13 protein-coding genes and 1 tRNA gene are annotated in these 14,513 nt (G+C 67.2%); 2 read left to right on the forward strand and 12 right to left on the reverse strand.

Features of this window, described 5'->3' with window-relative positions:
• Positions 1-56 precede the first annotated feature (56 nt).
• From rpoB to OG568_RS22180, 10 genes are all read right to left on the reverse strand, one after another.
• On the reverse strand, positions 57-3,542 hold the full coding sequence (rpoB, locus tag OG568_RS22135) for a DNA-directed RNA polymerase subunit beta (RefSeq protein ID WP_097285835.1): 3,486 nt from the start codon (positions 3,540-3,542) through the stop codon (positions 57-59).
• Positions 3,543-4,181: 639 nt separating this feature from the next.
• Positions 4,182-4,565 carry a 50S ribosomal protein L7/L12 gene (rplL, locus tag OG568_RS22140; protein WP_329532824.1) on the reverse strand — a complete coding sequence of 128 codons (384 nt, stop codon included), beginning with the start codon at positions 4,563-4,565 and terminating at the stop codon, positions 4,182-4,184.
• Positions 4,566-4,675: 110 nt separating this feature from the next.
• The gene (gene rplJ, locus OG568_RS22145; RefSeq protein WP_266437293.1) at positions 4,676-5,206 is read right to left on the reverse strand and encodes a 50S ribosomal protein L10; all 531 of its coding nucleotides are present in this window, start codon (positions 5,204-5,206) and stop codon (positions 4,676-4,678) included.
• 337 nt (positions 5,207-5,543) lie between these two features.
• Positions 5,544-6,407, reverse strand: coding sequence for a DUF1396 domain-containing protein (locus OG568_RS22150; protein WP_266584820.1), 864 nt, complete (start codon positions 6,405-6,407; stop codon positions 5,544-5,546).
• Positions 6,408-6,555: 148 nt separating this feature from the next.
• The gene (locus OG568_RS22155; protein ID WP_329532825.1) at positions 6,556-7,482 is read right to left on the reverse strand and encodes a hypothetical protein; all 927 of its coding nucleotides are present in this window, start codon (positions 7,480-7,482) and stop codon (positions 6,556-6,558) included.
• A 154-nt stretch (positions 7,483-7,636) separates the two neighbouring features.
• On the reverse strand, positions 7,637-8,362 hold the full coding sequence (gene rplA / locus OG568_RS22160) for a 50S ribosomal protein L1 (protein ID WP_266437302.1): 726 nt from the start codon (positions 8,360-8,362) through the stop codon (positions 7,637-7,639).
• Between the two features lie 94 nt (positions 8,363-8,456).
• Positions 8,457-8,891: a 50S ribosomal protein L11 gene (gene rplK, locus OG568_RS22165; RefSeq protein ID WP_030359033.1), complete on the reverse strand. Its 435-nt coding sequence runs from the start codon at positions 8,889-8,891 to the stop codon at positions 8,457-8,459.
• Between the two features lie 195 nt (positions 8,892-9,086).
• Positions 9,087-9,962 carry a transcription termination/antitermination protein NusG gene (gene nusG, locus OG568_RS22170; protein ID WP_266627540.1) on the reverse strand — a complete coding sequence of 292 codons (876 nt, stop codon included), beginning with the start codon at positions 9,960-9,962 and terminating at the stop codon, positions 9,087-9,089.
• Positions 9,963-10,039: 77 nt separating this feature from the next.
• A complete protein-coding gene (gene secE / locus OG568_RS22175; protein WP_067367170.1) occupies positions 10,040-10,321 on the reverse strand; it encodes a preprotein translocase subunit SecE in 282 nt (93 codons plus the stop codon).
• Positions 10,322-10,428: 107 nt separating this feature from the next.
• Positions 10,429-10,501, reverse strand: a tRNA-Trp gene (locus OG568_RS22180).
• A 246-nt stretch (positions 10,502-10,747) separates the two neighbouring features.
• On the opposite strand from OG568_RS22180, the gene OG568_RS22185 reads away from it, so the two are divergent.
• A complete protein-coding gene (locus OG568_RS22185; RefSeq protein ID WP_266437321.1) occupies positions 10,748-11,974 on the forward strand; it encodes a pyridoxal phosphate-dependent aminotransferase in 1,227 nt (408 codons plus the stop codon).
• 129 nt (positions 11,975-12,103) lie between these two features.
• Positions 12,104-13,144, forward strand: a complete 1,041-nt coding sequence (locus OG568_RS22190; RefSeq protein ID WP_329532826.1) for an adenosine deaminase — start codon at positions 12,104-12,106, stop codon at positions 13,142-13,144.
• Here the strand turns inward: OG568_RS22190 and OG568_RS22195 are convergent.
• Both OG568_RS22195 and OG568_RS22200 read right to left on the reverse strand, forming a co-directional pair.
• Positions 13,089-13,808, reverse strand: coding sequence for a hypothetical protein (locus OG568_RS22195; RefSeq protein WP_329532827.1), 720 nt, complete (start codon positions 13,806-13,808; stop codon positions 13,089-13,091). The two genes, OG568_RS22190 and OG568_RS22195, sit on opposite strands and share 56 nt — an antisense overlap.
• 51 nt (positions 13,809-13,859) lie before the next feature.
• Positions 13,860-14,471 (reverse strand): TetR/AcrR family transcriptional regulator, encoded by a 612-nt coding sequence (locus OG568_RS22200; protein WP_329532828.1) that lies wholly within the window; start codon positions 14,469-14,471, stop codon positions 13,860-13,862.
• Positions 14,472-14,513: the final 42 nt, after the last annotated feature.

Raw genomic sequence — 14,513 nt, forward strand, 5'->3', positions numbered from 1 at the left:
GCCGGCAGGCCTTTGTCACCTTTTCCACAGGTGGTCAAAGGCCCGCCGAACTCCCGTCAGACCTCTTCGACGCTGCTCGGCTCGCGCCGGGACAGGTCGATGCCGAGCTCCTCCGCCGCGCGGAAGACGTCCTCGTCGGTGTCACGCATTTCGATGGACATACCGTCGCTGGACAGCACCTCCACGTTGAGGCAGAGAGACTGCATCTCCTTGATGAGCACCTTGAAGGACTCGGGGATGCCGGGCTCGGGGATGTTCTCGCCCTTGACGATGGCCTCGTAGACCTTCACGCGGCCGGTCACGTCGTCGGACTTGATGGTCAGCAGCTCCTGGAGGGCGTAAGCGGCGCCGTATGCCTCCAGCGCCCACACCTCCATCTCACCGAAGCGCTGGCCACCGAACTGAGCCTTACCACCCAGCGGCTGCTGGGTGATCATCGAGTACGGACCGGTCGAGCGGGCGTGCAGCTTGTCGTCGACCAGGTGGTGGAGCTTGAGGATGTACATGTAGCCGACCGAGATCGGCTCCGGGAACGGCTCGCCGGAGCGGCCGTCGAACAGCGGCGCCTTACCGGTCGGGAGCACCATGCGCTCGCCGTCGCGGTTCGGGATCGTGTGCTGCAGCAGACCCGCGAGCTCGTCCTCACGCGCACCGTCGAAGACGGGGGTGGCGACGTTGGTGCCCGGGGCGACCACGTCGGCCTCGATGGCCTGCAGTCGCTGCGCCCAGTCGTCGGCGAGACCGGAGACGTCCCAGCCGCGGCTGGCGAGCCAGCCGAGGTGGATCTCCAGGACCTGTCCCGGGTTCATTCGGGACGGGACACCGAGCGGGTTGAGGATGATGTCGACCGGGGTGCCGTCCTCCAGGAACGGCATGTCCTCGATCGGCAGGATCTTGGAGATGACACCCTTGTTGCCGTGACGGCCGGCGAGCTTGTCACCGTCCGTGATCTTGCGCTTCTGCGCCACGTAGACACGAACCAGCTGGTTCACGCCCGGCGGCAGCTCGTCGCCCTCTTCACGGTCGAAGACGCGGACGCCGATGACCTTGCCGATCTCGCCGTGCGGCACCTTCAGCGAGGTGTCGCGCACCTCGCGCGCCTTCTCACCGAAGATCGCGCGGAGCAGGCGCTCCTCCGGGGTCAGCTCGGTCTCACCCTTGGGCGTGACCTTGCCGACCAGGATGTCGCCGGCGACGACCTCGGCACCGATGCGGATGATGCCGCGCTCGTCGAGGTCAGCGAGGACCTCCTCGGAGACGTTCGGGATGTCCCGGGTGATCTCCTCGGGGCCGAGCTTGGTGTCACGGGCGTCGACCTCGTGCTCCTCGATGTGGATCGAGGAGAGGACGTCGTCCTGCACGAGGCGCTGCGACAGGATGATCGCGTCCTCGTAGTTGTGACCCTCCCACGGCATGAACGCCACGAGCAGGTTCTTGCCGAGCGCCATCTCGCCGTTCTCGGTCGCCGGACCGTCGGCCAGAACCTGACCGGCGACGACCCGGGCGCCCTCGTCCACGACAACCTTCTGGTTGACGGAGGTGCCCTGGTTCGAGCGGGAGAACTTGTGCAGGCGGTACGTGGTGTACGTGCCGTCGTCGTTGGCGGTGGTGACGTAGTCCGCGGAGACCTCCTGGACCACACCGTCCTTCTCCGACTTCAGGACGTCACCGGCGTCGACCGCGCAGCGGTACTCCATGCCGGTGCCGACCAGCGGCGCCTCGGACTTGATGAGCGGCACGGCCTGACGCATCATGTTCGCGCCCATGAGGGCACGGTTGGCGTCGTCGTGCTCGAGGAACGGGATCATGGCGGTCGCGACCGACACCATCTGGCGCGGCGAGACGTCCATGTAGTCGACGTCGTCACCGGGGACGTAGTCGACCTCTCCGCCACGACGGCGGACCAGGACGCGGGACTCCTCGAAGCGGAACTCGTCCGTCAGCGGCGCGTTGGCCTGCGCGATGACGAATCGGTCCTCTTCGTCGGCCGTGAGGTAGTCGACCTCGTCGGTGACGACACCGCCGGTGACCTTGCGGTACGGGGTCTCGACGAAACCGAACGCGTTGACGCGGCCGTAGGAGGCGAGCGAGCCGATCAGACCGATGTTCGGGCCTTCAGGGGTCTCGATCGGGCACATGCGGCCGTAGTGCGAGGGGTGCACGTCACGGACCTCGAAGCCGGCCCGCTCACGGGAGAGACCACCCGGGCCAAGAGCCGACAGACGGCGCTTGTGGGTGAGACCCGACAGCGGGTTGTTCTGGTCCATGAACTGCGACAGCTGGCTGGTGCCGAAGAACTCCTTGATGGAGGCGACGACCGGCCGGATGTTGATCAGGGTCTGCGGCGTGATCGCCTCGACGTCCTGAGTCGTCATGCGCTCGCGGACGACGCGCTCCATACGAGCCAGACCCGTGCGGACCTGGTTCTGGATGAGCTCGCCGACGTTACGCAGACGACGGTTGCCGAAGTGGTCGATGTCGTCGGTCTCGACGACGATCTGCGTGCCGTTGTCACCGACGGTCTCGGTCTCACCGGCGTGCAGCTTCACCAGGTACTTGATCGACGAGATGATGTCCTCGACGGTCAGGATCCCGGCGTCCAGCGGCGCCTCGCCGCCCAGCTTCTTGTTGACCTTGTAGCGGCCGACCTTCGCGAGGTCGTAGCGCTTCGGGTTGAAGTAGAGGTTCTCAAGAAGCGTCTGCGCGGCCTCGCGGGTCGGGGGCTCGCCCGGACGCAGCTTGCGGTAGATGTCGAGCAGCGCGTCGTCCTGGCCCTGGGTGTGGTCCTTCTCCAGGGTGGCGCGCATGGACTCGTACTCGCCGAACTCCTCGAGGATCTGCTCGGTCGTCCAACCGAGAGCCTTCAGGAGAACGGTGACGGACTGCTTGCGCTTGCGGTCGATGCGCACACCGACCATGTCGCGCTTGTCGATCTCCATCTCCAGCCAGGCACCCCGGGACGGGATGACCTTCGCGGAGAAGATGTCCTTGTCGGACGTCTTGTCGATGGAGGAGTCGAAGTAGACGCCCGGCGAGCGGACCAGCTGGGACACCACGACACGCTCGGTGCCGTTGATGACGAAGGTGCCCTTGTTGGTCATGAGCGGGAAGTCGCCCATGAAGACCGTCTGGGACTTGATCTCGCCGGTCTCGTTGTTGGTGAACTCGGCGGTGACGAAGAGCGGGGCCGCGTACGTGAAGTCGCGGTCCTTGCACTCGTCGATGGAATTCTTCGGAGGCTCGAAGCGGTGGTCCCGGAACGTCAGGGACATCGACCCGGAGAAGTCCTCGATCGGAGAGATCTCCTCGAAGATCTCCTCCAGACCGGACTTCGTGGGGACGTCCTGTCCGTTGTCCAGAGCCGCCTCGACACGAGCCTTCCACGCGTCGTTGCCGAGCAGCCAGTCGAAGCTCTCGGTTTGCAGCGCAAGAAGGTTCGGAACCTCGAGGGGCTCCTTGATCTTTGCAAAGGAGATGCGCAGCGGGGCGGTGCTGGCGCCGTTGTTCGTATTCGCGGTCGAGGCAGTGCGCGAGGCGGCCAAGAGGGGGTCCTTCCGAGGGCTCGGACTCACTACGCGCGTACCGGCCCCCCACTGTGGGCACAGAGACAGGTCGTTCCCGATTCAGCCAAAGGGCCAGGTCAGGGATGATCTAGTCATCGGTGCTCACGCGAGGGCATGCCCCTGGTGACGGGCAGGAGGCAGCTAACAGGCAGCGCAAAGGGTCAGTGTAGCCACTAGGCCCACTGATGTCCAGTCCCGGTTTTTAGAGACCATCGTTGTTCTCAACACCTGCGGCAAGCCACGCCCTCAATGCACATCGATACTGCCCTCTTCGCCACCGATCCATGCCTCGGATCCGGATCGTTGTGACGACGCGTCCTGAGAATTGCGCGCTGCGTGCGGTTCGTCAAGGCCCCCCATGCCCTAAGCAAGTGCCGCGATCGTCACGTGCAACCTGTCTTGCAGCCCGTCTTGCAGCCCGTCACGGGCTCGGCCGGAGGCAACAACGAAGATCACCATACTCGTCGCCACCGACAGTGCAAGGCAGCCGCCACCGGACCCCAGGAACGCCGAAGAGCGACCACCCAGTTGGGTGATCGCTCTTCAGTGCGTCAGCGTTACAGGTCCACCAGTGGCCCTGTATCAGCTCGCGAGGGGCCCTCGGGCGGGCCCGTGGGACTACTTGACCTCGACGGAGGCGCCGGCGCCCTTGAGGGACTCGGCAGCCTTCTCGGCGGCCTCCTTGGCGACCTTCTCGAGAACGGGCTTCGGGGCGCCGTCCACGAGGTCCTTGGCCTCCTTCAGACCCAGGGAGGTCAGCTCACGCACGACCTTGATGACCTGGATCTTCTTCTCGCCGGCACCCGTGAGGATGACGTCGAACTCGTCCTGCTCCTCAGCGGCCTCGGCCGGGGCGCCGGGGACGGCGGGGCCGGCAACGGCGACCGCGGCGGCGGCGGTGACGTCGAACTTCTCCTCGAACGCCTTCACGAACTCGGAGAGCTCGATGAGGGTCATGTCCTCGAACTGCGCGAGCAGGTCTTCCTGGCTGAGCTTCGCCATGATGGGCGATCCTTCCACTAATTCGGCTGGTGCCGGATGTACATGTGAGGCGGGCGTACTTTCGGCCCGCTGCGACCACTGCCTAGGCGGCGGTCAATGCGCGAGCCGAATTACTCGGCACCGCCCTGCTCGGCCTGCTTGGCACGAAGAGCGTCCACGGTGCGGACGAGCTTCGAGGGGAGCGCCTGGAAGAGCTGAGCAGCCTGAGTCTGCTTACCCTTGAACGCACCGGCCAGCTTGCTGAGCAGAACCTCGCGGGACTCGAGGTCCGCAAGCTTCTTGATCTCGTCGGCGGACAGCGCCTTGCCGTCAAGGACACCGCCCTTGATGACGAGGTTGGGGTTGTCCTTGGCGAAGTCACGAAGACCCTTCGCGGACACCACCGGGTCACCGGTGATGAACGCGACCGCCGTCGGACCGTTGAACAGGTCGTCGAGCGTAGAGATCCCGGCCTCGTTGGCCGCAATCTTGGTCAGCGTGTTCTTCACCACGGCGTACTGGGCGTCTTCACCGAGCGAACGGCGCAGCGTCTTGAGCTGCGCCACGGTGAGACCCCGGTACTCGGTCAGCACGGCGGCGTTCGAGCTGCGGAACTGGTCCGCGAGCTCGGCTACCGCGGCAGCCTTGTCGGGCCTTGCCATAGAGCGTCGGCCTCCTTCCGGGTGATGAGGACCGCTCGGAAGGGGCTGGGCAAAACGAAACGCCCCGGCGCAGGCGCACGGGGCGTAGCTCAACCGGTACGTCCGCGAGCTGAGCAAGCGAACTCCGGGAACACATCCACGGTCACCTACGCGGGTCGTCCGCAGTTTCAGCGGATCCTTCGGCCGCCTCGCCCTCTTCCGAGCGCAAGGCAACGACCAGCGGTCTTTGGCTTCTGGGGAACAGTACGTGACGGGGCAGCTGTCAAGCAAATCCGCGGGGCAGCGCCTCGGTCCGGCGCTCGACAGCGCCTCGGCTCAGCGGCAGTCCAGTGACGGATCAGCCCTTCTGGGCGTCCTTCATCAGCTGCGCGAGGTCGACGGTGTCCTTGGCCGGCGGGGCCTTCACCGTCACCGGCTTGTTGTAGTCGAGGAAGACCATGGTCATGTCGAGCGGGCCCTTGTCGGAGGCGGCGCGCACCCGGACCTGCTTGGTGTGGTCGTCCGGTCCGACCCACATGTCCATCGTGAGCTTGTCGGCGCCCAGCTCCTCGTACTGCTTCAGGCTCTTCTCGCGCTTGTCCCGCGTCGCCTTGTCCTTCTTCTTGAGCTCGGCGCGGAGTTCGTCGAGGGTGACCGTGCCCTTGTAGTGGGTGGTCTGAACTCCGTCGATCTTCTCCGTGCCGACCTTCTTCACGTCCTTGGAGCCGGTCAGGTAGGTGGATTCCTGGGACGGGTCCTGGTCGGCCTGGTCCGAGAGCTTGCTCGCGTCGATGCCCGCGGAGCCGTCGGCGCCCTTGGACATCGCCGAGATGTCGAACTTCATCCAGCTCTTGCCGTCCATCTCCTTGGCGGCGGCCGCACCCCCGCCCAGGTACATCGCCCCGTCGACGACCCGGATCTCCACCTTGCCGTCGGCGCCCTGGTCGAGGGCGGTCATCTTCATGCTCATGGCCAGTGGCTTCATGCTCATCGACGCCTGGGCCTCGACGCGGCCCGTCTCCGGGACCTTGCCGGTCATCCGGTAGCTGAGCGAGGTGATGGCCTCGCTGTTCTTCGCCGCCTTGGCCACGGCCGCCGCGGGCGTCATCTTCGGCGCATCGTCGCCCTTTCCACAGGCGACGGCACCCCCCGCGAGAACCAGGGCCGCGAGCACCGCGCCCGTCGCGCCACGCCGCACGGAACCACGCACAGAAATCTTCAAGATCCCCCCCAGGGAACTGATGAACGATTCACAGACTGGGCGTGAGCGTAACCCAGAGGGGCTCAAGTGGTCTCGCGAATTCTTTTGAGTTTCTTGGGACTCGGTGGCCTCAGCCGAGTGCGCCTCTCGGCCGGTGGCGCCGGCGCTCTCAGCTCGTGGTGCCGGACCCGCTCGCAGTGTCGCTGCTGCCCGGCGTCAGGCCCTGTGCCTTCAGCAGGTCCTTGAAATCGGCCGTGTCGCTCGCCGGCGGCGCCACGGCGGAGACCTTCACTCCGTAGTCGCTGTAGTACGTCGTGGAGGACATCGTGCCGCTCGACAACTCGCCCTTGGAGACCGCCTTGACGAGCAGGTCCTTGCCGTTGACCCAGATGTCGACGTCCTCCGTCGTGATGCCGGCCTGGGTGAACTGCTTCTTCAGGTCGGCGAGTTGACTCGCGGTGAGGCGGGAGCTCTTGGCCGCGAGGTCCGAGACGTCGACCGTGCCCGCGTAGTGCGTGGTCTTCTCGCCGCGGACCGTCTCGTCGCCGACCTTCTTCACATCGCCGGAGGCCAGCAGGAGCTTCACCGACTGGTTCGGCGAGCTGTTCTGCATCTGGTCCTTCAGGAACGCGCCGGAGCCGCCCGCGATCTTCGCCAGGTCGTCGTACGCGTACCTGACCCAGTGCTTGCCGCCCATCTGCTTGGCGAACACCTCGCCCATCTTGGCGTAGTAGGCGTCGGACAGGTAGCGGGCCTGCATGGAGGTGCTGCCCGTCTTGCGCATCGTCTCGGCCAACGTGCCGCCGGTGTACGTGATCGTCATGTCGCCGGTGAGGCCGTCGCTCCAGCCCATGACGCCGTCCGACTTCATGGACATCAGCGTGCCCAGGCTCGTCGTGGACTCGATCTTGGCGGTGTCGGCGCCGTCGGTGGACTTCTCGGCGGACTGGAGGGCCGCTATGGGGCTGACGCGGGTCGTGCCCTTGTCGGCCGCCTTGTCGTCCTTGCCGGAGCCCGAGGAGCAGGCGGCCACTCCCGCCAGCGCGCTCACCAACGCGATCGAGAGGGTCACCCGGCGCATGCGCGTGCTCTTCATTCGTCCCACCCCTATGCGAATCCTGAGAACTGCACGCTAGCGCAGCCCACTGACACACGTACCCGGGAATGAGGACGGGCCCCGCACCTCGAAAGGTTGCGGGGCCCGTGTCAAGAACGCGTATGCGACGCGGTCACCGGAGTGAGCCAGGGGCTCAGACGGCGGCCGGGTCCTCCTCGACGAGGAGGTTGCGGGTGCGGTTCGGGTCGACCGGAACGCCGGGGCCGATCGTGGTGCTGATCGCGGCCTTCTTGATGTAGCGACCCTTGGCGGCGGACGGCTTCAGACGAAGGATCTCGTCCAGCGCGGCGCCGTAGTTCTCCACCAGCTTGGCCTCGTCGAAGGAGGTCTTGCCGATGATGAAGTGCAGGTTCGAGTGCTTGTCGACGCGGAACTCGATCTTGCCGCCCTTGATCTCGGTCACGGCCTTGGCCACGTCCGGGGTCACGGTGCCGGTCTTCGGGTTCGGCATCAGACCACGCGGGCCGAGGACACGGCCCAGGCGTCCGACCTTGCCCATGAGGTCCGGGGTGGCGACGACGGCGTCGAAGTCCAGACGGCCCTTCGCCACCTCGTCGATGAGCTCGTCGGAGCCGACGATGTCGGCGCCCGCGGCGGTCGCGGCCTCGGCACGGTCACCGGTCGCGAAGACCAGGACCCGGGCGGTCTTACCGGTGCCGTGCGGGAGGTTCACGGTGCCACGGACCATCTGGTCGGCCTTGCGCGGGTCGACACCCAGGCGGAAGGCGACCTCGACGGTGCCGTCGAACTTGCTCGTGGAGGTCTCCTTGGCGAGACGGACGGCCTCGAGCGGGGCGTAGAGCTTGTCCCGGTCGACCTTGGCGTCCGCAGCGCGGAGAGACTTGCTGCGCTTGCTCACTACTGCTCCTGATGTGTTCTGAGGAGTCGTGGTACGGACCGAGCAGGCCCTGCCACGTGCGGCTCGCGCCGCATGGTTCCTACGAAGGTGGGTGTCAGCCCTCGACCGTGATGCCCATGGAACGGGCGGTGCCGGCGATGATCTTCGACGCGGCGTCCAGGTCGTTGGCGTTGAGGTCGGGCATCTTCGTGGTGGCGATCTCGCGGACCTGCGCCTGGGTGATCTTGGCGACCTTGGTCTTGTGCGGCTCGCCGGAGCCCTTCTCGACACCCGCGGCCTTGAGGATCATCTTGGCGGCCGGCGGAGTCTTGGTGATGAAGGTGAAGGAGCGGTCTTCGTAGACCGTGATCTCCACCGGGATGACCCAACCGCGCTGCGACTCGGTCGCGGCGTTGTAGGCCTTGCAGAACTCCATGATGTTGACGCCGTGCTGGCCCAGCGCCGGGCCGACCGGCGGAGCCGGGTTGGCGGCGCCGGCCTGGATCTGGAGCTTGATAAGCCCCGTGACCTTCTTCTTCTTGGGAGGCATTCCGGGTCCTCTTTCGTTTTCGCCTTCCTACGTCCGGGTCGAAACCCGGACGGCTGCCTTCAACCGAGCCAATGACCCGGATGCAGGCATACCGCACAACGATAACGGGTATCTATGCGCGGCCAAAAACCGAGCAGGTCAGACCGGCTGCGTGAGCCCGTCTGACCTGTTCGGAAGACGTACGTCCAGAAGGAGCTAGTTCTTCTGGATCTGGTCGAACGAAAGCTCGACCGGGGTCTCGCGACCGAAGATCTCCACCAGGCCCTTGACCTTCTTGGAGTCGGCGTTGATCTCGTTGATGGTCGCCTGCAGCGTGGCGAACGGGCCGTCCGTGACCGTGACCGAGTCGCCGACCTCGAAGTCCAGGACCTGGACCTCGAGCTTGCGCTGCGGAGCGGGCTTGCCCTCGGCCTCGGCGGCCTCACGGGCGGCCTTCTCCTCGGCCTCCGGGGCGAGCATCTTGACGATCTCGTCCAGCGTCAGCGGGTACGGGTCGTAGGCGTTGCCCACGAAGCCGGTGACACCGGGAGTGTTGCGGACGACACCCCAGGACTCGTTCGTCAGGTCCATGCGGACCAGAACGTAGCCCGGGAGCTTGTTCTGCTTGATCGTCTTGCGCTCGCCGTTCTTGATCTGCGCGACCTCTTCCTGAGGCACTTCGGCCTGGAAGATGAAGTCCTCGACGTTCAGCGAGACGGCGCGCTGCTCGAGGTTGGTCTTCACGCGGTTCTCGTAACCGGCGTAGGTGTGGATGACGTACCACTCGCCCGGGAGCGTGCGCAGCTCCTCGCGCAGTGCGGTGACGGGGTCGACGGGCTCGGCCTCTTCTTCGGCCTCTTCCTCGTCGCCCTCTTCGGCGTCTTCAGCGAGGGCCTCGTCGGGAACGTCCTCGTCCTCGACGTCCTCACCGGACTCGTCCTCGACGTGCAGGGCCGCTTCCTCGGCGGGCTCGCCGGCGGCGGCATCGGCAGCCTCGAACTCGTCCACGACGTCCGCGCCCTCGACGATGTCGAGCTCGTCGTCAACGGACTCGACCGACTCGCTGGCATCGTTCAGGTTCGGGTCAGACACGGTGGCTGCTTCTTCCTGGATACATGGGGGTGGAACACGCGAAAGGGGCGCCGGTGACGGCGCCCTTCGCTCTTGACTCAGCCGAAGACGTACTTGGCGGCGTGGTTGAGCCCATAGTCAATCACGGTCACCAGGCCGATCATGATGACGACGAAGACAATCACCACTGTGGTGTACGTCGTCAGCTGATTCCGAGTCGGCCAGACGACCTTGCGGAGTTCCGCGACGATCTGGCGGTAGAAAGTGGCAAGGCGCTTCAGCGGGCCCTTCTTGGCACGCTTACCGCCCTTGCGGGCCTTCTTCTGTGACTCGGGCGCCTCGGCATCAGGCATGTCGATGGAGCCCACGGCGTCCGTCACTCGTCCTCACCTGATTCCGGGTCGTGGCCGTGCCGCGCCCGGTTGAGCCGCACGGCGGTGCATTGCAGTACGTACATGCGCACACATCCTGGCGAAGGTGTGTGTAGCAGGGCCGGAGGGACTTGAACCCCCAACCGCTGGTTTTGGAGACCAGTGCTCTACCAATTGAGCTACGACCCTTTGTTTCCCCCAACGTACCGCATCCACCCGGATGCTCGGTGTGCATCCGCTGAGTGCGACCGGTGAAGGCCAACGAGGTGAGAGTGTACGTGGTCCGGGGCCGGTCGTCGAACAGAAAGTGTCCGTACGGGCCTTGTCCGCCGAAGATCGACTGGTGGGGGTCCGGATCCGGACGGTTGTTCTCTCGTTGTTCAGTCTGTGAAACCCGCGTGCCGGGGGCGTTTCCGGTCTGAAACGATGGGTCCCATGAGCGCTGCAACCCCTCCCACCGAGCGCCGGGTCTCCGCCCGCGTCGGCGCGATCTCCGAGTCCGCCACCCTCGCCGTGGACGCCAAGGCCAAGGCCCTGAAGGCCGCCGGACGCCCGGTGATCGGCTTCGGCGCAGGTGAACCCGACTTCCCGACCCCGGACTACATCGTCCAGGCCGCCATCGAGGCGTGCTCCAACCCGAAGTACCACCGCTACACCCCGGCCGGCGGCCTGCCCGAGCTGAAGGCCGCGATCGCCGCCAAGACCCTGCGCGACTCCGGCTACGAGGTGGAGGCCGCCCAGGTCCTGGTCACCAACGGCGGCAAGCAGGCCATCTACGAGGCCTTCGCCGCGATCCTCGACCCGGGCGACGAGGTCATCGTCCCGGCGCCGTACTGGACGACGTACCCGGAGTCCATCCGTCTCGCCGGAGGTGTCCCGGTCGAGGTCGTCGCCGACGAGACCACCGGCTACCGCGTCTCGGTCGAGCAGCTGGAGGCCGCCCGCACCGAGAACACCAAGGTGCTGCTCTTCGTCTCCCCGTCCAACCCGACGGGCGCGGTCTACACCCGCGAGCAGATCGAGGAGATCGGCCGCTGGGCCGCCGAGAAGGGCCTGTGGGTCCTGACCGACGAGATCTACGAGCACCTGGTCTACGGGGACGCGGAGTTCCACTCCCTGCCGGTGGTCGTGCCCGAGCTCGCCGACAAGTGCATCGTCGTGAACGGCGTCGCGAAGACGTACGCCATGACCGGCTGGCGGGTGGGCTGGGTCATCGGCCCCAAGGACGTCGTCAAGGCCGCGACCAACCTCCAGTCGCACGCCACCTCGAACGTGTCCAACGTCGCCCAGGTCGCCGCCCTCGCCGCCGTCTCCGGCGATCTGACGGCCGTCGCCGAGATGCGCGAGGCCTTCGACCGCCGCCGCAAGACCATCGTGCGGATGCTCAACGAGATCGACGGCGTGCTCTGCCCCGAGCCCGAGGGCGCCTTCTACGCGTACCCCTCGGTCAAGGCCCTCGTCGGCAAGGAGATCCGCGGCAAGCGCCCCAAGGACACGGTCGAGCTGGCCGCGCTCATCCTGGAGGAGGCCGAGGTCGCGGTCGTCCCGGGTGAGGCCTTCGGCACCCCGGGGTACCTGCGTCTGTCGTACGCCCTGGGTGACGAGGATCTCGTCGAGGGCGTCAGCCGGATCCAGAAGCTCCTGGCCGAGGCACGGGACTGACGTTTTCGCGCTCCACGCGTGTGTGCGGGCCGTTTCCCTCCGGGGAGGCGGCCCGCTTCTTCGTGCGAGCAAGACCACGAACGGGGAAAGCGCTACCGGCACGGCGGGAACGTACGGCAGGATCCTGGAATGGAGCGCGTACGTGATCTCTCTGAACTGCCGAAAGCCCATCTGCACCTGCACTTCACCGGTTCGATGCGGCCCACCACCGTGCTGGAGCTGGCCGACAAGTACGGCGTCCGGCTGCCCGAAGCCCTCACCGACGCCCTGACCAGCGGCGAACCGCCCAGGCTGCGGGCGACCGACGAGCGCGGCTGGTTCCGCTTCCAGCGGCTGTACGACGCGGCGCGGTCCTGCCTCAGAGAACCCGAGGACATCCAGCGGCTGGTGCGCGAGGCCGCCGAGGAGGACATCAAGGACGGCTCCGGCTGGCTGGAGATCCAGGTCGACCCCACCTCGTACGCACCCCGGCTGGGCGGGCTCATCCCGGCCCTGGAGATCATCCTGGACGCGGTGGACTCGGCCGTGCGGGAGACCGGGCTCGGGATGCGCGTCCTGGTCGCCGCGAACCGGATGAAGCACCCGCTGGACGCCCGCACCCTGGCCCGGCTCGCCGTGCGCTACGCGGACCGCGGTGTAATCGGCTTCGGGCTCTCCAACGACGAGCGGCGGGGCATGGCGCGGGACTTCGACCGGGCCTTCGCGATCGCGCGGGACGGCGGGCTGCTGTCCGCGCCGCACGGCGGCGAGCTGACCGGCCCGGCGTCGGTCCGCGACTGTCTGGACGACCTGCACGCCACCCGGATCGGACACGGCGTGCGCGCCGCCGAGGACCCGCGGCTGCTGAAGCGGCTCGCGGACCGCGGCATCACCTGCGAGGTGTGTCCGGCGTCGAACGTCGCCCTGGGGGTCTACGAGAAGGCCGAGGACGTCCCCCTGCGCACCCTCTTCGAGGCCGGCGTCCCGATGGCCCTCGGCGCCGACGACCCCCTGCTGTTCGGCTCCCGGCTCGCCGCCCAGTACGAGCTGGCGCGCCACCACCACGGCTTCACGGACGCGGAACTGGCCGAGCTGGCACGCCAGTCGGTGCGGGCCACGGCGGCCCCCAAGGACGTCAAGGAGAAACTGCTGTCCGGAGTCGACGACTGGCTGGCCGCCCCGGTCGCCTGAAGTGGGTGTACGGCGGATACGCCTGGAAGCCGATGTCCAGCTCTACGTGACGGCCTTCGGACGGCGGCAGGTGCCGGGTGAGAGAAGCGGCGAGCACGTCGTGCCCCTGGGCGGCCCGCTTCCCCCGCGGCCCGAACCCGGCCGCCGCCTCCAGATGAGTGGCGGCCGAGGCGAAGGTGTCGCGGGCGCCGAGAAGGAAGAGCGTCCCCGCGTGCACGTCCGGATGGATCCGGTCCCGCGCGTCGAGGCGGTCCCAGCGCTGTTCCCGGCGCGCCTCCCAGGCGGCCGCGTGGGCGGCGGTGCGCTCCTCGTTCGTGCGCACGGTGAGCGGGGTGCCCTCGCGCAGCCGACGGCGCAGCTCAGGCCATGCGGAGGCCCGCAGGCCCGGTGACCGATGGGCGAGGACGAGGTCGACCGGCACCCCGGGCGCGTAGGTCCTGGGGATGCTCCGCCGCAGCGGGACGTACACGATCGTGTGCCGGGAGAACGCGGCGAACGAGAAGAGCGCGGCGAGTCGGGCGAGTCCGTCGTGGTCGCCCACGAGATAGCCCCAGCCTTCGAAGGGGTCGCTGAGCGTGGTGTGCCGCAGCGGTGGCCGCGGCTGGACGACCCGGTAGGTGTGGGGACCGACGCGCGGCGTGAACTCCGTGACGCTCAGCCGCACGGCGAGCGCCGCACGGCCATGGAAGCTTGTCTCATCGGCCCAGGGTGACCGTCACGAGGGCTCGTCCGCAACGGAGATTCCACCCAGCAGCGTGCGGGCGATCGACGTGGCGAACTCGTCCACGGGCGGCGGCTTGCCCGCCTCGGTGGAGTCGTAGGCGAAGGCGCGCTGGGCGCAGGCGCCCAGCAGGAGCGAGGCGGCCGCGTAGGTGTCGGCCCCGGCGCGGACCCGGCCCGAGTCCTGTTCGGCGCGGAGATAGGCGTCGAGGCCTCGGATGGGCATGTGCGGGCCCGATCCCATGGAGCGCATCGACTCCTCGTGCCGGCGCTTGAGCTGCGTTTCCGCGTACAAGGAGGCGGCGATCGGAAAGCTCTGCTCATAGAAGAGGGCCGCCTGGCGGGCGATCTCGGTGAGGTTCTCCAGGAGGGTGCCCCCGCCCGGCTCGGCCGCGAGGCCGGCCAACAGCGGGGTCAGCTGCGGCAGGCGCTCCTTGAGCACGCTGACGAACAGCTCCTCCTTGCTCGGGAAGTACTTGTAGAGCGCCGCTTCCGAGCAGCCCGCGGCCTTGGCGATCTCCTTGGTCGTGGCGCGGGCGAGGCCGATGGTGAGCATGAGCTCGTGCGCCGCGTCGAGGATGCGGATCCGGGCCGGTTTCTGCTGCATGGGCCCCAAGGATTCCATGATGACCCCTGTTCGGCCTTGACG

The sequence above is a fragment of the Streptomyces sp. NBC_01450 genome, assembly GCF_036227505.1.
In the GTDB taxonomy this organism is placed as follows: Bacteria; Actinomycetota; Actinomycetes; order Streptomycetales; family Streptomycetaceae; genus Streptomyces.

What these genes read in the sequence shown, in the direction of transcription:
- rplL (WP_329532824.1), bottom strand. Translation starts at nt 4,565, where the DNA reads ATGGCGAAGCTCAGCCAGGAAGACCTGCTCGCGCAGTTCGAGGACATG.
- rplJ (WP_266437293.1), bottom strand. Translation starts at nt 5,206, where the DNA reads ATGGCAAGGCCCGACAAGGCTGCCGCGGTAGCCGAGCTCGCGGACCAG.
- OG568_RS22155 (WP_329532825.1), bottom strand. Translation starts at nt 7,482, where the DNA reads ATGAAGAGCACGCGCATGCGCCGGGTGACCCTCTCGATCGCGTTGGTG.
- rplK (WP_030359033.1), bottom strand. Translation starts at nt 8,891, where the DNA reads ATGCCTCCCAAGAAGAAGAAGGTCACGGGGCTTATCAAGCTCCAGATC.
- OG568_RS22185 (WP_266437321.1), top strand. Translation starts at nt 10,748, where the DNA reads ATGAGCGCTGCAACCCCTCCCACCGAGCGCCGGGTCTCCGCCCGCGTC.
- OG568_RS22190 (WP_329532826.1), top strand. Translation starts at nt 12,104, where the DNA reads ATGGAGCGCGTACGTGATCTCTCTGAACTGCCGAAAGCCCATCTGCAC.
- OG568_RS22200 (WP_329532828.1), bottom strand. Translation starts at nt 14,471, where the DNA reads ATGCAGCAGAAACCGGCCCGGATCCGCATCCTCGACGCGGCGCACGAG.